Below are 19050 nucleotides of genomic sequence, written 5' to 3' on the forward strand. Positions count from 1 at the left end.
GGCCCGTTGCAGCACCACGGTACGAACTTGGCTGGCCAGAGAGTGACGGATACGCTGCGGGTCGCGCTGATCGACCAGATTATCCTCCAGTGCGTCAATGACACCGCTGTTGTCGAGCGCTTCGCGGAGCAGCAGAGCACCGCTATCACTGGTGGTGCGCTCACCGCTCATTTCGACGCGGATAGACCCGTTGCAGGAGGGAGTCCAGGGAGATAAGATTTCACCCATAGCGAATGGCCTCTTGGAATCGTGTTCTTGCAGGAACTGTATGATTCTATTGGAGTTTACCATTCGCTATCTTCGTTTTCAGCACTCCCTCATGAATATCCCAGGCTAAATGCTGAGTTTTGAGCTGGCCTCCTTAAGATCGATTTGGCTAGGAAAAGCTTGATCGATTTCAACTTGGATCAATAGGTATAAGGGGCGTTGTTCCTCTTCATGACGCCCCTTCTGCTCAATCGTGGCTACATCACGCGGTGGGCGGCACCTGACCGAGAATGTCTAAACCATTGCCCAGCCGCTTTTCGATAGCCTTGCCAATGGCCAATAATCTGGCATCTTGCCAAGGAGCGGCCATCACTTGCAGGCCGACGGGCATGTTGGCGGCGTCCTTACCTATTGGCAGGGTAAGCGCACATAGCCCCATGAAGTTGGCCATAACGGTATTGCGCAACGCTTTCATGTTGGCCTTGGGATAGGCGCCCTCAGGCTCCAAGCTCTCAAGTGTTGGCGGAGTGATGGCCACGGTAGGCGTCAGAATGGCATCTACATGGCGGAGTTGTTCACCGGCCGTGCGGGAGAGCGCATCAATGACCTGACGACGACGAACGTATTCCCAACCGGGCATACCGTCGGCCGCGGCAATTCGAGCAGCAACATTGGGGTCTAGTGCCTCAATGGCCTCTGGCAGTGAGGTATGCAGAAAAGCAGCGAGCTCTGCAGCGGCTACGCCACCTTGTTGGAAGAGCGTGAAAGCGTCGTCGGTGTTGGGCAACTCTAGGGTGATGACTCGCGCACCTGCGGCTTCTAGCTGCTTGATGGCGTCAGATACGGCCTCGGCGATACCTGGGCTGCAATCGTCCCAGAAGAAGGTCTCCGGAACGCCGAATGTCAGATCGGCAAGGTTAGGCGTGGCGGGCACAGCACTTCCGCCAGGGTTTAAGCCAGGGTCGAGGGCGTCGAACGCAAACGCCAAATCATCGACGCGGCGGGCCAATAGCCCAGGTGTATCCAACGTTGTCGACAGCGGTACGATCTGAGCAGTTGACCAGCGCCCCACGCTGGTCTTGAGGCCGGCGACACCGGTCATGCTAGCTGGCACGCGTACCGAACCGGCGGTGTCGGTACCGAAGGCTAGGGCCGTCGTACCGCTTGCTAGAGAAACGCCGGCACCGGAGCTCGAACCGCCCGGCGTGCGGTGTGCAACCGGATCCCAAGGGTTTCTAGGAGCGCCGTGGTGAGCATTGGTGCCCAGGCCACCAAAGGCAAACTCAACGGTGTGCGTCTTGCCCATGACAACGGGTAGCTGGTTAAGAAGGGTGCTGACCACCGGCCCAGGCGTTTCCCACTCGGGCGGCAGACGACGCGAGGAGCCAGCGTAGGTGGGCAGCCCGGGCACGGCGTAGATATCCTTGATCGATACAGGCATGCCCATCAGGCGGCCCGCATCACCACCTTGCTTCAGTAGGGCATCGGTTGCCTGGGCGAAGGCCATGGCGGCGTCTCCGTTCCAGGTCTTATAGGCATGATCCTGCTGCCCACGGGTGCGGTAGGCCTGGATGGCACTTTCCGTGAGATCAACGGCGCTAAGGCTGCCGTCGCGGAGCCCCTGGTGTAAGGCGCGCAGCGGTTTTTGAAGTGGTGATGTCGTCATGGTGGCGTTCCTTGTCATTAGCGAATTTCGAAGATCGACTCTACCTCAACAGCGGCATTACCCGGCAGGGTGGCCACGCCGATGGCGGTGCGCGCATGACGACTGTTGTCGCCAAACAGGTCGATGAACAGTTCCGAGGCACCGTTGATCACTAGGGGTACATCATGAAAACCGGGCGCAACATTGACGAATCCGTTCATTCTGACACAGCGTACGATGCGGTCCATATCGCCATCGACGGCATCATTTAGCGCTGCGAGCAGATTGTGGGCGCAGGCTTGGGCAGCCTGCTTGCCGGTTTCTAAATCGAACTCTGCGCCTACCTTGCCGGGGAAGAGGACATCGCCATGCAGCTCACAGATCTGACCGGCGAGGAACAGCTGATTGTCGAGCCGTGACCAAGGGCGAAAGGCACCGCGCGGCTCGGGGATGGGGGGCAAGGTGAGGCCACGTTCGGCCAGTGCATCTGCAAGTAGCATGTTTATTATCCTTGTGCGCTGATGGGGAAATGAATTAACGGACCAGCAGAGTGCCGACGGCATCAGCCATTGCGCTGACTGCGACCTCGGCATCCTCGCGTTCGATATGCTCATCGGGATGATGGCTGATTCCTGATCGGCAAGGCATGAACAGCATGGCGGTGGGGCATTGATGCGCTAAATGAATGGCGTCATGAAAGGCGCCCGACACCAACTGTGGGGCATCGGGGGCGTATTTCTTTACGCTGGCATCAAGCGTTTCAACCAACTGTTCGTCGAACTCTACCGGCGGCACACGCGAGCTGACGGTCAGCTCGACATTGCAACCGGACCATGTCTCGGCAGCGAGGCGTTGGAAGGCGTTATCCAGTGATGTCAGCACAGCTGCGCTGGGGTGACGGAGGTCGATACTGAACGTCGCTTGCTGAGGGATGGTATTGGTAGCGTTGGGTTCCAGTGCGAACTTGCCGATGGTGAATCGTACCGACTCGCCGTGTTCGGCCACCGCCTCACGAAATGCGGTGATCAGCTGATGAGCGCCCGTAAATGCGTCTCGTCGTGCGTGCTCTGGTGTCGTACCTGCATGGTTGGCCTGGCCGTTTACCGCGATGCTGTACCAGTTAACTCCCTGAATGCCTTTCACAGCGCACGCGGGTACTCCGAGCGATTCCAGCACCGGCCCCTGCTCGATATGAAGCTCAAGAAAGGCGTAGGGGATAAACGGATCAGGACGATAACTTACCTCGTGGGCGTCGAGCTGCGCTAAGCAAGTCGTCAGCGCATCGGCAAAGCGCACACCATCGTCGTCGACAGTGTCCAGAATGCTTGCCGCTTCACGCTGGCCTGCGAACCAAGAGGATCCCGATGCACCAGGTGCGAAGCGGGCGCCTTCTTCGTTGGTCCACGACACGACTTCTACCGGCCGCTGATGAGGCAAGTCACTTGCCTGAAGGGCACGAAGCACCGCCAGGCCAGCAAGCACGCCGAGTGTTCCGTCGTAGCTGCCGGCACTTGGCTGGCTATCGAGGTGGCTGCCGATCAATAGCGGCGGCAGGCTAGGATCCAGGCCCTCTCGGCGAAGGAAAACATTTCCCATGGCATCGTAGAACGCTTCGCAGCCCAATGTGCGGCCCTGGTCGACTAGCCAACAGCGGGCACGGTTGTCATTCTCATCCAGTGCCAGGCGGCGAAGGCCTCGAGGCGTTAAAGCCCCGATCGTTGCCTGCTCGAGCATGTCGTACCAGAAGCGCTGGCCATCGACGCATTCGGCGAGAGATGTAGACGTGTTCATTATCTAATTCTCCTATGCAGGCCGCTCAGTAGATCAGCGACGGCAGCCAGGTGCTGAGCATTGGCACATAAGTGAGAATGATCAAGGCGATGAACATCATCAAGATCATCGGCAGACAGGCTTTAAAGACTTCCACCAGCGACATCTTGGAGATCGCCATGGCGACGAAGAGGTTGAGACCTACCGGCGGCGTGATCATGCCCACCGAGAAGTTCACCAGGGTGATGACACCGAAGTGCACGGAGTCGACGCCGACGCGACCGGCAATGGGCTCGAGCAGTGGCGAGAGGACGATAATGGCTGAGGCGCTGTCGAGAAAGAACCCTGCAATGATCATCACGACATTAAATAGCGCCATTACCTGCACGGGTTCGTCCGTTAGCGATAGCACCTCATTAGCGAGTTGAGTGGGCGTACCGGTAATCGCCAACAGCCAGGAGAAGGCTGAAGCACCCGCAGTAATCAACAGCAGAGTCGCTGAAGTAAGACCTGAACTGCGCAACGTGCCTAACAGGTCCGGCAAGCTGATGGTGCGGTAGATAACCATACCTACGAACAGACCATACATGCAGGCGACGGCGGCAGATTCGGTCGGGGTGAAAACGCCACTATAAATGCCGCCGAGCAGAATGAAGGGCAGCCCCAAACCCCAGGCAGCAGATCTGAATGCCCCCACTATTTCCTTAAGCGTAGGAAAGGGCTCGCGGGCGTATCCCTTGATTGAAGAATAGATGATGCAGTAGGCAATCAGCAGCGAGGCGATCAGGATGGCGGGGAGGAGACCAGCGGCGAATAGCTGTCCCACTGACGTGCCGGTAACAGAGCCATAAATGATCAGCGCGATACTTGGGGGCACGATGGGCCCAAGGGTCCCGGCAGTGGCAATGAGGCCGATCGCGAAGCGCTTGTCGTAGCCAGCGGCGACCAGAGCGGGGAACATGATCGAGCCGATAGCGACAACGGTGGCTGGACTAGAACCAGAAATGGACCCAAACAGCAGACAGGAGAGGACGGTGGCAGCAGCCAACCCACCCGGCACCCAACCCACGAGAGCCTTGGCGAGCTCGATAAGTCGCTCAGAGAGACCGCCAATGCGCATCAGTTCTGCCGCCAGGATGAAGAACGGGATCGCCATCAGCGAGAAATTGTTCATCCCGGTAAACATGCGCATTGGCACGATGACGGGATCTGTGCCGCCGAAAAACTGGATAGCAAGAAAGACCGCGAATGCCAATGCAGCAAAAATCGGCAGCCCTAATAGCAGCACTGCAAAGAAGATGGGCAGAAGTGCTGTAATCATAACGAACTCCAGGCGTTAAACGAGCTTGTCTTTTGCAGCGGCAAGCTCTTCAGCGAGGCTAACCGGCGGTTTGGTCCAGGCTTCATGGATGACCCAAAGGTATCGGACGACCAGCAGCAGCCCCGATATGGCGATTGGCAGATAAAACCAGGCCATGGGTAAACGCAGGGCGGCAGTCAACTGACCTCTTCCCAACGTGCTGAAGAACAGCTGGAAACCGTAGAAGACCATGAAGCCAGCAAATGCGATCCCTAGCGCGGCCGCCGTGATATGAAGCCAGCGATTGACAGCAGGCGGCGCGAAGGCGTTAAGCACGTCGACAGATATGTGCGCGCCGTGGCGAACGCCCATGCTTGCGCCCACGAAACTCATGCAGATGATGGAGTAAATGACGACCTCCTCAACCCAGAATAGCGAGCTGTTGAAGCCGTAGCGATAGACCACTTGGACTGACGTAAGGATGGTGGCAATGGACATGAAGAGCACCATTGCCATGCTTTCCAAGCGGTCGAGCATCTTGTTAAGCGTTGCGAACATGGTTAGGCCATTCGTAGTAAAACGCGTGAATGAGAGAGGGCGCCACAAAGGCGCCCTACGAGTCTTAGTACTCGATGCCGACGACGTCGTAGACCTTGTGAAGCAACTCGGTCGTTACCACGTCTTCGTACTCTTCATGGATCGGAATACTGGCTTCGACGAACGCTTCGCGAGCCTCGTCTGTAATCTCGTTGATCTCGATCTCACTTTCTTCTAGAGAGGCGAGTATGTCCTTTTCATCTTCTAGGGTGAGTTCTCGAGATGCAGTGCGACCACTTTCGAAGGCATCCAGCATGACTTCCTGAAGGTCTTCCGGGAGCGAATTCCACGAATCTGTATTCATCACGGCCGCATAGGCGTGGTAGGCATGACTGGTCAAGGACAGGTAATCCTGCACTTCATGGAAGCGCATGGTGTAAATATTGGCCAGCGGGTTTTCTTGACCTGACACCACGCCTTGCTGCAGGCCGTTGTACACTTCTGTGAAGGCCATGGCCGTCGCATTGGCATCGAAGTGTTCGTAGGTGGAGATAATGATCGGGGCCTGCATGGTGCGCATGCGAATGGCCTCAAGGTCCTCGGGCGTCTCGATGGGGCGTTCATTGTTGGTCATGTGACGGAAACCGGCACCCCAGAAGTTCACCCCGTACATGTTTTGATCATCCAGGGTATCGAGAATCTCTCGGCCGACGTCACCGTCAAGAAGTTCGACCATGGTGTCGTAATCTGAAATGAGGAACGGCAAGTCGAGAATCTGTAAGCGCTCTTCAAAATTGCCGAGCGTGGCAGTCGGCGGTATCCCGATATCCACAAGGCCCATCTGGATCTGCTCAATGATCTCGACATCGCCACCTACTTGGGCGGCGGGCAATACTTGTATGCTGATACGTCCGTCGGAGTTCTCCTCGACTTCTTCTTTAAAGCGTAAGGCAGCTTTACCGTTGGGAGTGTCTTCGATCAGGACGTGAGCGAACGTGAAGTTATACTCGGCAGCATTTGCCTGGCTCATCCCGAAAGTGGCGGCTGCTACGGCAGCAACCAGTGATGTTTTCATCAGCTTCTTATTCATGTCGTACCTCTAGAGGTCGTTGGGTGTGTCCATTACTACATGGCTTGCAGACCTGACAATGCGCGATGTTAGGCGTTATGTGTCGCCGCATCCGCGCTAGTCAGGGTTTTCAAACTCACCTCAATCGACCCATTGGGGGATGAGGCAAGCAGAACGGAGAGTGCCAATCGGGCTTTCCGAGCACTGATATCCTGTAGGGGTATTGCACCTGCGGACACGAGGTCGCAGAGGCTGCCTTCAAATTCGTAAACGGCTTCTATGGGCCCTACGTGGCAACTGCTGACAATCACCACGGGTATACCTTGCGAAACTACCCGAGCGATTGGCGAGCGCCAGTCAGGAGGCACATGACCTCGCCCCAAAGCGTCGATGATCAGGCCATGGCTACCATGGTTGATAACCGTTTCGATGAGGTCGTTAGAGGCCCCGAGGTAGGCGGGCAGTATGTCCACTCGCGGTAGCGTCTTCTCAAGCGTCGCACTGATAGGGTTCGGACGGACTGGCGTGGTGGCCAGGAGTATTCGAGTGCCGTCGATGTAACCGAGGGGACCTGTTTCCGGAGCAGCGAAGCCCGCCAACTGGAAGGTATTGACCTTACGCACTTGCCTGGCGGCAAAAATTGTCTGGTTAAATAACACTAGGGCGCCAAGCCCTTGCGCCTGAGGTGAAGCTGCCAACTTGATGGCATCGGCGATATTGCGAAAAGCATCTGTGCCCGGTTCGTGGGGGGCGCGCTGAGATCCGGTAATGACGACGGGGACTTTGTCGGAAAGGGTTATATCCAGGAAAAAAGCCGTTTCTTCCAAGGTATCCGTGCCGTGCGTGATCACTATGCCCATTACCTCAGGGGACTCAGAAAGCGCCTGACATTGGGCACGCAGCATCATCAAGTCATCCAAAGTGATGGCATTACTTGATTTTTGAAGCACTGATTTCACTTCGACTTGAACCGTCAGTCGCTCAGGCAAAGCGACTTGCGACAGTAAGGACTCACCTTTGAGAGCACCTGAACGATGGCGGCCCGAGTCAGTTTGGCCGCTGGCAATGGTGCCGCCTGTGGTTAGAACCATTATCTTCGGTGTTGTCATTATGACGCCCAATATCATCACATGGCAGACATCTGATGTCTGATATCATGATAATGACTCTAGTCAAAGATTCAGCACTCTTGCAAGCTATACTGATCAACGTTCTTATCTTTACGGTCTCAAAGAAGCGTCAAGACATGCTTGATTTTTACCGCAATGGCACGCCAGCTAATTGTTTCATTTGATAAAATTTAGAAAGACTGACAAAGCGAGAAAATACATGAGTCTGAAACCCCATCTCGCCGAGAGATCCTTCTCAAGCGAACCCTTCGGCGGTTCCATGGAGCGCAGTTCCGTCGCTATGCAGATTCTTGAGCGGATCAAGGCGGCTTTGATTCGTGGTGAACTAAAACCAGGTGACTACCTGCCCTCGGAAAACGAACTCACCCACACTCTGGGCATTGGCAAGTCGAGTGTGCGCGAGGCCATTAAGATGCTGCAGGCGATTGGTGTCGTTGAAGTTCGCCGCGGCCAGGGCACCATGATCCGTCGAGATCCGGGTGACCCGATTGTGGATCCCATGGCATTCGGGATGATCCTTGCGCGGGGGATGACGCGTGATGTGATGGAGTTCCGCCTGATGTTTGAGCCAGCCTACACCCTTCAGGCAATGCACAACGCCACGCCAGCGGATCACTCGCGTATCTGCCAAACGATCAATGAGTTGGAAGCCGCAATCTTGAACAATGAACAAACTGCTCATCATGACGTGGCGTTTCATCGTGCGATCTTGCACGCGACCCACAATCCAATGACCATTCGGGTGGGAGAGACGCTGATTCAATTGATCGAAGCCGCTCTGGAAACATCGATGCAGACATTGCCTGAAGTGGCCTTGAGGGATCATAAAGCGATATATGCGGCTTTTAAGGCAGGTGATGCTGCAGGCGTGCAAACTGCAATCGATATGAGCAGTAAAAGCTGGGAAACCAACCTCACCTATGTTGATTAGATGTTTGATCCTGCAAAGAAGTTGTTGAAAACATCCTAAAATATTTGAGGTACTTCAAGCCGTCCGACAGGGATGCGGCTTGACAGCGATTCATCGGATTAAGCAGACCTCGCGCCGAGCACCCTATCTGAGCGAATTGACGCGGGATAGCGAACGTCGATAGGGCAGCGGTGCCCACGAACGCGACCGGGAGGAATCCGCACAGGAGGCACCGGGAGGGCGACCCATTCGGGTAAGCATCGATGAGCTCTTTCAGACGCACGAAGACAGCCTCGATCTCTTCCTAAGTGCCTATTCAAAATTAATCGGGTGATAAGTTCCGTACCCCCCAGCAGCCGATGTACCTCATCACGTAGGCGATCAACGAGAGATATGCGCTAAAAGGCAGCCAGGTGTACTTCATCTTCCGCCTAAGAATCTCGATCAGGTGCAGCTCTGGTGAATAGGCAGACAGGTAGATCAGATGCACTCGTTGCGACATCCAATCCACTATCTTGCGCTTAAATGTCTTGGAGCTATGCATGCAGGCATTATCGAGCACCACAACGGCAAAGGCATCTGGATCCTTCTGGGCCGCAAACTGATTAAACGCTTCGAAGACCGTTTCCGTGGTCACTGTCTCGGTTGTCATGTGGTAGACCAGTTTTCGAGATAATAGCCTGGCGAATACTGCACCTGAGTACTGACATGGTATATACTTTGTAATACCAGCTTAGCAGGAGGGCAGAAAAATGGCTAAACAAGCTGTATTTACGATGAAGATTGAGTCAGATTTACGCGATGAATTTATGCATGAGGCTGAACTTTCACACCGTCCAGCATCACAGGTGGTACGTGAGCTGATGAGGGACTACGTTCAGCGTCAAAAAGAAGCGCGGGAGTATGAAGCGTTCTTGCAAGGCAAGGTGGATGCCTCCAGGCGCTCCAAACAGGCCGGTGAAGGGCTTAGCAATGCCGAAGTTGAGTTGCAGTTCAAGACACGACGTGTACGCGCTGAGGGGCAAGCATGAGGGTTACATGGTCACCAGAAGCTGTCGCTGATCGTGTTGCAATTTGGGAGTACCTGGAAGAACGTAATCCGCAAGCTGCTATCGGCATGGATCGATTGTTTAGCGCCGCTGCTGACCGGCTGGCGGACTTCCCCAAGCTGGGAGGTGTTGGACTGATAACAGGCACCCGTGAGACGTTCCCTCACGAAAATTACCGACTGGTCTACGAAGTAGATGATGATGAAGTCTGGATCCTCGCATTAGTACACACGTCACAACTGTGGCCGCCCGAGGAATGGGGGTAACTCGCTATACCTCTACTGGCTTTCCTGAAGCGACGCATCGACCAGATTCATGGCAAGAATCAAGGTGAGGGCGTTATCTTACCCCATGCCATCGAACAGGGCGGCCATTGGCGCCCTCCTGTCGGCAAGGGAAAGGCTTGGAATAACGCTTTAACGCTACAAAAAAGCCACCTCGAATGGGCGGCTGTGTAGTGGTTTCTGGTTGCCCTATCAGGCGGAGTGAGTATCGCGTGGAGGCTTGATTAAGCTTTCAGCCGGGATACCGAACATCTTGTGTAGCTTCCAGACCATGATCAAGGTCAGGTTGCGCTTACCGTTGAGTATCTCGTAAACACGGTTGCGCTTGCCGATGGCTGGCTCCAGATCTTTAGCGGTAAGCCCTTCCTGCTCCATGCGGAACTTGATCGCCTCAATGGGATCAGGCAAGTCCACAGGGAATTGCTTTGCTTCGTAAGCTTCGACCAGGGTCAGTAGAATATCGAAGCGGTCGCCGTCCTCGGTGCCGGGTTCGGGCTCGTTGTCGAAATATGCGGATACCTCGCGCAGCACAGCCTTGTAGTCGGCCTCAGTGTGAATCGGGCGAATATTCATAGGATCACTCCATTTCAACTGTCTCGGCGTCCACTTTGTCGTAATCAGCGTGGGTGATCTGCCCCGCTAAAAACGGACACTCGGTTAAGCACTGTTTTTGAGCTCGTAGTCCATGGGACTGACGTAACCCAAAGAACTGTGCCGTCGCCGGCGGTTGTAATCAACTTCAATGTATTCGAACACATGCTGACGAAGCCGCTCCCGGTTCATCATCGGCTCGTGGTGGATTGCTTCCACTTTCATTGAATGGAAGAAGCTTTCCACGCTGGCGTTGACGCTCCTATGTCAAATATTCTCCCGTAATTTTCCAAGATCCCTCATTATCAACGGGAATAGTTCTCGAACAATATATCTTTTCAGGCAGCGATGGATTTCCTTAGACGTAAGGCCTTCCGCTGTTCGGCGGTTCACGTAAGCACGAGTTCGGGGGTCGCTTCGCATTCTAACCATAGCAATCGTCCACAACGCATTGTTAGCAGCTCGGCTGCCGCCTCGATTTAGTCGGTGCCTTGTCGTCTTGCCTGAAGAGGCGGGCAGAGGGTTTACACCGCAAAGCGAAGCCAATGCTGCCTCATTCCTTAGGCGCCCAGGGTTGTCACCGGCAACGGACAAAAGAATAGCCGCAGTATGAGGACCTACGCCAAAGCGACTCCGTAACTGTTGCGCATGTGCTTGGGTAAGTGCCTCCAGCTGCTTATCAAATTGTACTAATTCGGCAGCCAGCCTCAGCCATCGCTTGGCTAGTGATCTGAGCGTTGAGGCCAACGCTTGCAAGAGGACACTATCACCCAAGTTGCGAACCTTTGCACAAGCCTTCACGCAGTCGCCTGTTTTCGCTCTCCATAGCTTCTCGCGGATATCCTGTGGTGCACTAACCAGCAAGGCCCGTAATTGATTGATGGCTTGCGTCTTAGCCTTTACAGCGCTGCGCCTGGCCACGGATATGATGCGCATCGCCTCACACGCACCTGATTGCTGTTTAGGTGTGGCGGTCGCTATACCTGACAACACTGCTCGGGCTGCACTCTCGGCATCCGTCGGGTCGGACTTGCCCTGCTGCCGTCGCTTCGATCTATCAGGTCGGTTAACTTCAAGAACCGTGATTTCATTATCGATCAGGAAACGGCAAAGACCTGCACCGTAGGTTCCTGTCCCTTCGATACCTGCACGAGTCAGTGTGCCAAAAGACGAAGCCCAGCTTAGCAAATCAGAATAACCTGCTGAGGTTGCGGAAACAGACCGAGTTCCAAGTATCTGACCTATCTCGCTGATAACCACACCTACATGTACATCCAGGTGTGTATCTACACCTAGAATAACTTCCTGTTGCGGTTCAAGTTTCATGGGACGCACTCCTTAGTGGTGGCGTATTCCCAATCTCAATCGCAGGACAGGACACTCACGGTGCAGAACAAAGCTCCTATTAGGTCACCAACGCTGAGCCCGGGAAGCCTCGGGGAACATCAGTACTGACCGACAGGTCAATGCAAAGGCAATTAAGCCAATCCCAGCACGGGTCAGGCCAATACGATGTTCACAAGAATAGTAGACTGAGTGTCCCAGCAGTTGCCTTTACGGCTCATACTTTGACGCAACTGATGCGTTCGCAGCCGATCCCGGTAGGCGCGGGAACAGTACTGGCTTCCCTGGTCACTGTGAGATCACCCCGGTGGGGAAATTGTGTCGCCACAGCGCCATTTCCAACGCATCGCAGACCAGGTCTGCGGTCATCCTGGTATTCATGGACCAGCCGACGACAGAGCGCGAATACAGGTCAATGATGACGGCTAGATACAGCCAGCCTTCAGAGCTCATCAGGTACGTGATTTCACCGGCCCACTTCTGGTTCGGGGCGGTCGCCTCAAAGTCCTGCTCCAATAAGTTGGGCGCCACAGGCAAGCTGTGGTCGCTGTCTGTGGTGACGACGAACTTGCGGGCGGCCTTTGGCACCAACGACTGGCGCCGCATACTGGCACCTATCGTTTTGACATCATATGGGTGGCCATTGGTCGCCAGTGTGGCCTGGATGCGTCGAGCCCCATCGCGCTGCTTGCTCTGGCCGAATGCCTCTTTCACGCGACGATCAAGCCTTTCCCTGGTTTGCTCCAGTTGGCTGGGCTGAAATCGAGTCTTCTGCCATTTGTAATACCCACTTCGCGAGACACCGAGAACAGACGCCATCCGGACCACGGAAAACCTGTGACTGTGCTCCAGCATGAACCTGTAACGCTTCACTTTTGGTTCTTGGCGAAGTAGGTCGCCGCCTTTTTTAATATGGCCAGCTCCTCTTCACGCTCGGCCATTTGGCGCTTCAGCCGGGCGTTCTCGGCAGCCAGTTCAGACTCGCGCTCGGAGACGTTGGCCTTCTTTTTCGCTGCCGAACGCCAACCATAGATTTGCGATTCATGGATACTCAGTTCTCGGGCGGCGCTGGCAACGCTGATCCTTTCTGCGAGTTTCAGCGCTTCGGCCTTGAACTCATCGGAATAGCGGTTGCGCGTTTGTTTGCTCATCTTGGATCACCTCATAAGCGGATTGTACTCGCTTAACGCGGTGTCCAGAATCAGCGGGACGGATCAATTTTCAAATGTCCTAGGATATGCGACAGACCTTGAGGCCCGTTGGTATAGTTTTTTAGATCTATAGAAGTAGATCAAAATCGTTCTATGATCTATTATTGTTGATCAATAATTCTTGAGCCTCACCGCATAGTGAGATCTAGTTTAATAGATCAAAATTACCGTGTGATATAGAAAAGTAGATCAAATGAGCTATGGAACGGAACACCTGGCCGCACGCCTCAAGGCCGCACGCGAAGCTAAAAGGCTGAGTCAGCGGGAGCTGAGCGCGCTTGCCGGTGTGCCGCAGTCTCACATCTCGAAGATAGAAAATAATGCCGTTGACCTGCGTGTCTCAAGCCTTTCTTCCATCGCCCATGCGCTGGATCTGGAGTTGATGCTCGTTCCCCGCAAGGCGCTTCCGGCTATCCAGTCTATCGTCCGTAGCGTTTCCAGCGCGCCGGTCATCAACGCGGCTACTCAGCGGGAAATCGATCGCATCCGCGAGAAGGTGGACGCACTCGCATCCCATGCATCCAGCGCAAGCATCGACAACCTCCAGCGCCGCATCCGCGAAATCACCCAAATCCCGAGCCAGCTTGACCCCGACATTCTGCAAAAGGTACGGCGCACCCTCGAGTCTATCGAGTCCTCGGGCAGCAATGAGGCCGTCAATCGGGCTGTCGAAAACATCCGCTCTTTGCGAAACCAGCTCGCCCATCGCGCCTCATCCCAGGAGACGCCACGTGCTCCAAGACCGGCCTATCGGCTGGAGGAGGATCAAGATGGCTGATGTCTCTGTCCTTGATGTCCTGCTTTATGGGGAGCCTATCGGCACGCTTACCAATGTTGGCGGAGACCGGACGATTTTTGCCTTCAACGAAGCCTATATCGACGACCCTGACAGGCCGACGCTGGGGCTGGCCTTCAAGGACGAATTCGGCGCGCTGCTTACGGACTTCCGAGCCTATCAGAAGCGCGTGATGCCGTTTTTCTCGAACCTTCTACCCGAAGGCCATCTGCGTAAATACCTTTCAGAGAATGCGGGCGTAAATCCCGAGCGTGAGTTTCATCTACTTTGGGCATTCGGTCATGATCTGCCCGGTGCGGTCACGATCAAACCCGCTGATGGCGAGGTATGGCCGCCGATTGGCGGTGAGAGTACCGATGCCGATGAGACCCAAGGTGGTCGTCGCGAGAACGCCTTGCGGTTCTCACTTGCAGGGGTGCAGCTCAAATTCTCGGCGGTTCTGGCACCGTCCGGCGGCCTGACAATTCCCGCATCCGGCGTTGGTGGGTCATGGATCGTGAAACTCCCATCGCGCGAGTTCGAAGGCGTTCCCGAAAACGAGTTTTCGATGATGACGCTCGCGCGCCTTATCGGAATAGACGTCCCACCGATTGATCTTGTCGATGTCGGCAGCATCAAGAATCTGCCTGAAGGAATCGACAAGATCGGCCAAAGCGCCTTCGTTATTGAACGGTTCGACAGGCTGTCTGACGGCAGCGCCGTCCATATCGAGGATTTCGCACAGGTCTTCGATGTCTATGCTGAGCAAAAATACAAAACGGCCACCTTGCGCAATATCGCACAGGTACTTGCCGCTGAGACCAGCGACGCCGATATCGCCGAATTCATCCGGCGGCTGGTGTTCTGCGTTCTGATCGGAAACGGCGACATGCACATGAAGAACTGGTCGCTTATTTATCCCGACCGGCGAAACGCTGCGCTCGCTCCGGCTTACGATCTTGTCTCGACCATCCCTTATATCCCCAACGACAATATGGGGCTCAGGATCAGCCGGGCTCGCGCGTTTTCCGAACTGACCAACGACGAGCTTGAGCACTTGGCAGCCAAAGCCGCCATTCCCGAAAAGCTTGTACTGGATACGGCTCACGAGGCTGTCGCACGCTTCCACCAGCACTGGCAGGCCGAGAAGCACCATCTTCCGATGACAAAGCAAGTTCGTGAGGCTATCGAGGGTCATATCAAGCGCCTTCCGATAGCGCAATAAGAAGCGACCACGATCAAGAGCGAAGCCTCCGGGTGATGGAGCTCGGAGGTCTCAACCCCCTGCCTGCTGGATAGGGCTTTGGAAAGGCTTTGAATCGGCATGACGATTTTGCACACTAGCCCATGGTGCGCACGATATTTCCGAGTGTTGCCAGAATATTGCGGCGGTCCGGGGTGTCAGGCTCGGTTTCGTTCAGCAGCATCGAAAAGAGCGGGTGCCGTTCGCCGAGTTCTTGAGCCGTTTAGCTTTGCAGTTCGTTCATAGTGAGAAGCGTGATCATGCGATCCTCAATTTCCTAATCAGCAACAGGCGCTAGTGAGAGGACATCATAGTTGTCGCGGACTGGACAGGATAGTTGACGCCGGTCAGATCATGGTTATCAAAATATACCGCTTATCGTTAAACGTTCAGTGGTTTCGCTTTTTCCTTGACACACGCTGCCGTTCAGCCCTGTGCGGCTGGCGACCATGTGAATGTGGACGTATTCGGTGTCGGAGTGCAGGACGGCAACGAACTGGCATTATGCGGGCCCGGTCCATGCTGCGCTATGTTAAGAAGCGTCTCTAAGCTGATTGAGCAAGTATGTTTGCATGGCCTCGCCCGAAGGAGAAAGCGTTTGGCCTGCACGCCTAAGCAGTCCCATGTTGCGTTGCAAATGCGGGGTCGATAGCGGAATAAAGCGCAGACGATCGTGCTCTTCCTGGAACGCCAGACGGGGCAGGGTGGTGACACCGATGCCAGCTTCCAGCATCGCGGTGAGCGAAATCATGTTGGAAATGTAGAGCGTGCTGTTTTTCAGTAGCTCTTCTGCCGGGGACCCTTCTAGCAACCGAGAGGTGCCATTACGAATGAGGGTGTAGGGCTTGAGCGCGTGCCAGTGTAGCGCGTCTTTCTGAGCGAGCGGATGGTCGTCGCGACACACTACCCCGATGTCATCATGCAAAAGCACCTCAAATGTTAGAGCATCATCCGGTAGCCAAAGACTGGTGATGCCGATCTCAACCTCGCCTTTAAGTACCATTTCATTGACCCGCTCTGAGTGGCCGTCCTGCAAACTGATATCGATACCTGGATACGCTTCCAGAAACCCTGCTAACAAGGTGGGCATCAGCCGGCTTGCAACGGAGGGTACGGCTGCAATATCTACACGCCCTCGCTGTTGGCTCGCAATGGCCAGCGCATCACGGCACACCCGGTCATGATGGGCAACAAGCTCACGAAAACGTGGTTCACACCAACGGCCAAAGGGCGTTAGAACGGCTTTGCCGTTACCTTTCTCAAATAACCGTTGGCCCAGCCGCTCTTCCAGGTCACGCACGGCCATCGAAATAGCCGGCTGGCTGCGATGCAACTGTTTTGCCGCTGCATGAAAGCCGCCTGTGTCGATAATGGACAAGAGGTAGCGTAAAGGCGCGAGTTTCAGGTCGGGTAGCATGTTCCGATCCAGTGGTAAGTTTTGCTGATCATATTATCTGAACTATTGATTATCCTTATCTTGATACCTCTTTTAGCATGTCGTCAACGACTTTAAAGGAGGTAGCTATGTCATCCCCTCATGCGCTCTATATCAACGGCCAATGGGTCGACGGTGAAAGCAGCATCACCAATATGAATCCCTCAGATCTTGCTGAGGTTATCGGTGAATACGCGCAAGCCTCTAAAGATCAGGTTGAAGCCGCCATAAAAGCAGCTCGCCTCGGTCAGCGGGAGTGGGCTAAGACTGGCCTTGAGCATCGCTATAGCGTGCTAATGGCGATTGGCGATGAGCTGATGGCGCGTAAGGAAGAACTTGGCCGCTTACTATCGCGAGAAGAGGGTAAACCCCTAGCAGAAGGAATGGGCGAAGTGGCCCGCTCGGCTCAATTCTTCCATTACTACGCCGCTGAGGTACTGCGCCAACTGGATGAGCGTGTTGAGTCCGTCCGACCTGGGGTTGAGGTCGATACTCGGCGGGAGCCTGTCGGTGTGGTCGGCGTTATCAGCCCTTGGAACTTTCCCATGGCGACGGCGGTTTGGAAGATAGCGCCTGCGCTGGCTTTTGGTAACGCGGTTATATTCAAACCTGCCAATCTCGTACCCGCCAGCGCCTGGGCACTGACCGAGATCATCAGCCGCCAGTCGTTGCCGGCGGGCACGTTTAATTTGCTGATGGGGAGCGGCGGAAGCGTAGGTGAAGCATTAATCACAAGTCCTGAGATCAATGCGTTGACGTTTACCGGCTCGCTCGAAGTGGGGCGTCGGGTGGCCGCCGCGACGGTCGGTAATCTGGTTAAGTGCCAACTGGAGATGGGATCCAAGAATGCGCTGATTGTTGCTGAGGATGCCGACCTGGATTTGGCCGTAGAAGCCGCTTTCAATGGCGCCTATTCCGGTACTGGTCAGAAGTGCACGGCTTCGTCACGTTTGATTGTGCATCAGGCCGTGCATGATGCGTTTGTCGACAAGTTAACTGCGCGACTGGCACAAGCCAAGGTGGGCCCTGCGTTGGAAGAGGGCGTTCAGATTGGCCCTGTGGCGGATGCTCGCCAGTTGGCGTCCAACCTGGAGTGGATCGAACGCGGCAAAGCCGATGGTGCTCACCTGGCTTTCGGTGGAGAAAGAATTACCTGCGCAAGCGACGGCTATTTTATGGCACCGGCGCTCTTCACTGAAACCACCAATCAAATGGCCATTAACCGAGAAGAGGTCTTTGGCCCGGTTGCCTGCGTGATCAAAGTGGCCGATATGGACGAAGCGATCGCGACATTGAATGACACCAATTTTGGTCTGACGGCCGGTATTATCACCAATTCATTGTCGCTGACCAGCCGCTTCAAGGCGGAAGCTGAAACCGGCTGTGTGATGGTCAACCTACCCACCGCGGGTACCGATTATCACGTGCCGTTTGGCGGTCGAAAAGACTCCAGCTTCGGCCCTCGCGAGCAAGGTCGCTATGCCCGTGAGTTTTATACCGTGGTGAAGACCTGCTACGTGAAGGCGTAAGGAGTGATGGATGTCTAGGCAGATGCTGACCGTTGATGGCCTGCAGTACTCCAACTGGTCCCGGGAGATCTTCGAACAGATGCGCGAGGGTGGCGTTGACGCCGTACATGCCACGCTCGTCTATCACGAAACACTGCGCGAAACGCTCACTCGTATCGGTGAGTGGAACCGCCGTTTTGAGATCCATAATGATCTGATCATGCCCGTCCATGGGCCGGACGATATTTTCCGTGCCCAGCAGTCCGGTAAGGTGGGCATCTTCTTTGGTGCTCAGAACTGTTCGCCGATCGAGGATGACATCGACATGGTGGCCGTACTGCGACAGTTGGGGCTTTTGATCATGCAGCTCACTTATAACAATCAGAGCCTTCTGGCGTGTGGTTGTTACGAAAGTGAGGACAGCGGTATTACCCGCTTTGGCCGCCAGGTGATTCGCGAAATGAACCGGGTTGGCATGGTGATCGATATGTCGCATAGCAGTGAGCGATCAACTCTGGACGCGATTGAGCTTTCCGAGCGACCGGTGATTATTTCCCATGCCAACCCAAGCTTCTTCCACGATGCCAAGCGCAACAAATCTGACAAAGTACTTAAAGCCATCGCCGACAACGACGGATTGCTGGGTTTTTCGGCCTACCCCTTTCATCTCAAGAATGGCCCTGACTGCACCTTGCAAGACTATTGCGACATGATCGCTCGCACGGTCGATTTAATGGGCATTGAGCACGTTGGGTTGGGCACGGATTTATGTCAGAACCAGCCAACCTCGGTGCTCGAATGGATGCGCAACGGCCGCTGGTCGAAAGAAATGGATTACGGCGAAGGCAGTGCCAACAATGCAGGATGGCCGAGTCCGCTTGCGTGGCTCCGCGATAGTCGCGATTTCCCCAACCTGATCGAAGGGTTACGCGCTAAGGGGTTCGGCGAGCAAGAAATTGCCCGCATCATGGGCGGCAACTGGGTCTCGCTGCTGGAGCGAACGACCAAGCCTATCGCTTGACGGATCCGGTTTATCACGCCT

Annotated in this window: 18 protein-coding genes and 4 pseudogenes; 7 read left to right on the forward strand and 15 right to left on the reverse strand. The window is 55.1% G+C overall.

Going from position 1 to position 19050, the window contains the following annotated elements; translation table 11 throughout:
- From BLR97_RS08240 to BLR97_RS08275, 8 genes are all read right to left on the reverse strand, one after another.
- Positions 1-228, reverse strand: a 228-nt coding sequence (locus BLR97_RS08240; protein ID WP_422821915.1) for a transposase, incomplete at its 3' end; no start/stop codon positions are given.
- A gap of 241 nt (positions 229-469) precedes the next feature.
- Positions 470-1873, reverse strand: coding sequence for an amidase (locus tag BLR97_RS08245; RefSeq protein ID WP_089704787.1), 1404 nt, complete (start codon positions 1871-1873; stop codon positions 470-472).
- Positions 1874-1890: 17 nt separating this feature from the next.
- The gene (locus tag BLR97_RS08250) at positions 1891-2352 is read right to left on the reverse strand and encodes a RidA family protein (RefSeq protein WP_089704790.1); all 462 of its coding nucleotides are present in this window, start codon (positions 2350-2352) and stop codon (positions 1891-1893) included.
- 34 nt (positions 2353-2386) lie between these two features.
- On the reverse strand, positions 2387-3643 hold the full coding sequence (locus BLR97_RS08255) for a M20 family metallo-hydrolase (protein ID WP_089704793.1): 1257 nt from the start codon (positions 3641-3643) through the stop codon (positions 2387-2389).
- Positions 3644-3668: 25 nt separating this feature from the next.
- Positions 3669-4943 (reverse strand): TRAP transporter large permease, encoded by a 1275-nt coding sequence (locus BLR97_RS08260; protein ID WP_089704796.1) that lies wholly within the window; start codon positions 4941-4943, stop codon positions 3669-3671.
- Positions 4944-4958: 15 nt separating this feature from the next.
- The gene (locus BLR97_RS08265) at positions 4959-5480 is read right to left on the reverse strand and encodes a TRAP transporter small permease (RefSeq protein ID WP_089704800.1); all 522 of its coding nucleotides are present in this window, start codon (positions 5478-5480) and stop codon (positions 4959-4961) included.
- A 64-nt stretch (positions 5481-5544) separates the two neighbouring features.
- Complete coding sequence (locus BLR97_RS08270; protein ID WP_244511261.1) at positions 5545-6489, reverse strand: TRAP transporter substrate-binding protein; 945 nt, start codon at positions 6487-6489, stop codon at positions 5545-5547.
- A gap of 128 nt (positions 6490-6617) precedes the next feature.
- Positions 6618-7637, reverse strand: coding sequence for an asparaginase (locus BLR97_RS08275; RefSeq protein ID WP_089704806.1), 1020 nt, complete (start codon positions 7635-7637; stop codon positions 6618-6620).
- A 220-nt stretch (positions 7638-7857) separates the two neighbouring features.
- Between BLR97_RS08275 and BLR97_RS08280 the strand changes: the two genes are divergently transcribed.
- Positions 7858-8589, forward strand: a complete 732-nt coding sequence (locus tag BLR97_RS08280) for a FadR/GntR family transcriptional regulator (RefSeq protein WP_244511262.1) — start codon at positions 7858-7860, stop codon at positions 8587-8589.
- Positions 8590-8880: 291 nt separating this feature from the next.
- Here BLR97_RS08280 and BLR97_RS08285 read toward each other — a convergent pair.
- Positions 8881-9247 (reverse strand): annotated as a pseudogene (locus tag BLR97_RS08285) (transposase); the annotation flags it as partial.
- A gap of 73 nt (positions 9248-9320) precedes the next feature.
- On the opposite strand from BLR97_RS08285, the gene BLR97_RS08290 reads away from it, so the two are divergent.
- Together BLR97_RS08290 and BLR97_RS08295 are read left to right on the forward strand one after the other, a co-directional pair.
- On the forward strand, positions 9321-9599 hold the full coding sequence (locus BLR97_RS08290) for an antitoxin of toxin-antitoxin stability system (RefSeq protein ID WP_089704811.1): 279 nt from the start codon (positions 9321-9323) through the stop codon (positions 9597-9599).
- Positions 9596-9883: a type II toxin-antitoxin system RelE/ParE family toxin gene (locus BLR97_RS08295; protein ID WP_089704814.1), complete on the forward strand. Its 288-nt coding sequence runs from the start codon at positions 9596-9598 to the stop codon at positions 9881-9883. Before BLR97_RS08290 ends, BLR97_RS08295 begins: the two co-directional genes overlap by 4 nt.
- Before the next feature lie 210 nt (positions 9884-10093).
- Here BLR97_RS08295 and BLR97_RS08300 read toward each other — a convergent pair whose 3' ends face one another.
- From BLR97_RS08300 to BLR97_RS19915, 4 genes and pseudogenes are all read right to left on the reverse strand, one after another.
- Positions 10094-10474 (reverse strand): helix-turn-helix domain-containing protein, encoded by a 381-nt coding sequence (locus BLR97_RS08300; RefSeq protein ID WP_089704817.1) that lies wholly within the window; start codon positions 10472-10474, stop codon positions 10094-10096.
- An 84-nt stretch (positions 10475-10558) separates the two neighbouring features.
- Positions 10559-10747: pseudogene (locus BLR97_RS08305) on the reverse strand (IS3 family transposase); the annotation flags it as partial.
- 12 nt (positions 10748-10759) lie between these two features.
- Positions 10760-11818 (reverse strand): IS110 family RNA-guided transposase, encoded by a 1059-nt coding sequence (locus BLR97_RS08310; protein WP_089704819.1) that lies wholly within the window; start codon positions 11816-11818, stop codon positions 10760-10762.
- A 212-nt stretch (positions 11819-12030) separates the two neighbouring features.
- Positions 12031-12987, reverse strand: a pseudogene (locus BLR97_RS19915) (IS3 family transposase); the annotation flags it as partial.
- A gap of 253 nt (positions 12988-13240) precedes the next feature.
- On the opposite strand from BLR97_RS19915, the gene BLR97_RS08330 reads away from it, so the two are divergent.
- Entirely contained in the window at positions 13241-13825 is a 585-nt protein-coding gene (locus BLR97_RS08330) for a helix-turn-helix domain-containing protein (RefSeq protein ID WP_089704830.1), read from the forward strand.
- Positions 13818-15047 carry a type II toxin-antitoxin system HipA family toxin gene (locus tag BLR97_RS08335; protein WP_089704833.1) on the forward strand — a complete coding sequence of 410 codons (1230 nt, stop codon included), beginning with the start codon at positions 13818-13820 and terminating at the stop codon, positions 15045-15047. The genes BLR97_RS08330 and BLR97_RS08335 overlap by 8 nt, the downstream gene beginning before the upstream one ends.
- A gap of 379 nt (positions 15048-15426) precedes the next feature.
- Here the strand turns inward: BLR97_RS08335 and BLR97_RS20150 are convergent.
- Positions 15427-15552: pseudogene (locus BLR97_RS20150) on the reverse strand (hypothetical protein); the annotation flags it as partial.
- 45 nt (positions 15553-15597) lie between these two features.
- Positions 15598-16482 (reverse strand): LysR family transcriptional regulator, encoded by an 885-nt coding sequence (locus BLR97_RS08340; protein ID WP_089704836.1) that lies wholly within the window; start codon positions 16480-16482, stop codon positions 15598-15600.
- A gap of 107 nt (positions 16483-16589) precedes the next feature.
- Here BLR97_RS08340 and BLR97_RS08345 point away from each other — a divergent pair, with 107 nt between their 5' ends.
- Positions 16590-18029: an aldehyde dehydrogenase family protein gene (locus tag BLR97_RS08345; RefSeq protein WP_089704840.1), complete on the forward strand. Its 1440-nt coding sequence runs from the start codon at positions 16590-16592 to the stop codon at positions 18027-18029.
- A gap of 10 nt (positions 18030-18039) precedes the next feature.
- A complete protein-coding gene (locus tag BLR97_RS08350; protein WP_170833002.1) occupies positions 18040-19029 on the forward strand; it encodes a dipeptidase in 990 nt (329 codons plus the stop codon).
- The last annotated feature ends 21 nt before the right edge of the window (positions 19030-19050 follow it).

The sequence above is a fragment of the Vreelandella arcis genome (assembly GCF_900103865.1).
In the GTDB taxonomy this organism is placed as follows: Bacteria; Pseudomonadota; Gammaproteobacteria; order Pseudomonadales; family Halomonadaceae; genus Vreelandella; species Vreelandella arcis.

Coding starts and splice junctions, on each gene's coding strand:
- BLR97_RS08245 (WP_089704787.1), bottom strand. CDS start 1,873: ATGACGACATCACCACTTCAAAAACCGCTGCGCGCCTTACACCAGGGG.
- BLR97_RS08250 (WP_089704790.1), bottom strand. CDS start 2,352: ATGCTACTTGCAGATGCACTGGCCGAACGTGGCCTCACCTTGCCCCCC.
- BLR97_RS08255 (WP_089704793.1), bottom strand. CDS start 3,643: ATGAACACGTCTACATCTCTCGCCGAATGCGTCGATGGCCAGCGCTTC.
- BLR97_RS08260 (WP_089704796.1), bottom strand. CDS start 4,943: ATGATTACAGCACTTCTGCCCATCTTCTTTGCAGTGCTGCTATTAGGG.
- BLR97_RS08265 (WP_089704800.1), bottom strand. CDS start 5,480: ATGTTCGCAACGCTTAACAAGATGCTCGACCGCTTGGAAAGCATGGCA.
- BLR97_RS08270 (WP_244511261.1), bottom strand. CDS start 6,489: ATGAGCCAGGCAAATGCTGCCGAGTATAACTTCACGTTCGCTCACGTC.
- BLR97_RS08275 (WP_089704806.1), bottom strand. CDS start 7,637: ATGACAACACCGAAGATAATGGTTCTAACCACAGGCGGCACCATTGCC.
- BLR97_RS08280 (WP_244511262.1), top strand. CDS start 7,858: ATGAGTCTGAAACCCCATCTCGCCGAGAGATCCTTCTCAAGCGAACCC.
- BLR97_RS08290 (WP_089704811.1), top strand. CDS start 9,321: ATGGCTAAACAAGCTGTATTTACGATGAAGATTGAGTCAGATTTACGC.
- BLR97_RS08295 (WP_089704814.1), top strand. CDS start 9,596: ATGAGGGTTACATGGTCACCAGAAGCTGTCGCTGATCGTGTTGCAATT.
- BLR97_RS08300 (WP_089704817.1), bottom strand. CDS start 10,474: ATGAATATTCGCCCGATTCACACTGAGGCCGACTACAAGGCTGTGCTG.
- BLR97_RS08310 (WP_089704819.1), bottom strand. CDS start 11,818: ATGAAACTTGAACCGCAACAGGAAGTTATTCTAGGTGTAGATACACAC.
- BLR97_RS08330 (WP_089704830.1), top strand. CDS start 13,241: ATGAGCTATGGAACGGAACACCTGGCCGCACGCCTCAAGGCCGCACGC.
- BLR97_RS08335 (WP_089704833.1), top strand. CDS start 13,818: ATGGCTGATGTCTCTGTCCTTGATGTCCTGCTTTATGGGGAGCCTATC.
- BLR97_RS08340 (WP_089704836.1), bottom strand. CDS start 16,482: ATGCTACCCGACCTGAAACTCGCGCCTTTACGCTACCTCTTGTCCATT.
- BLR97_RS08345 (WP_089704840.1), top strand. CDS start 16,590: ATGTCATCCCCTCATGCGCTCTATATCAACGGCCAATGGGTCGACGGT.
- BLR97_RS08350 (WP_170833002.1), top strand. CDS start 18,040: ATGTCTAGGCAGATGCTGACCGTTGATGGCCTGCAGTACTCCAACTGG.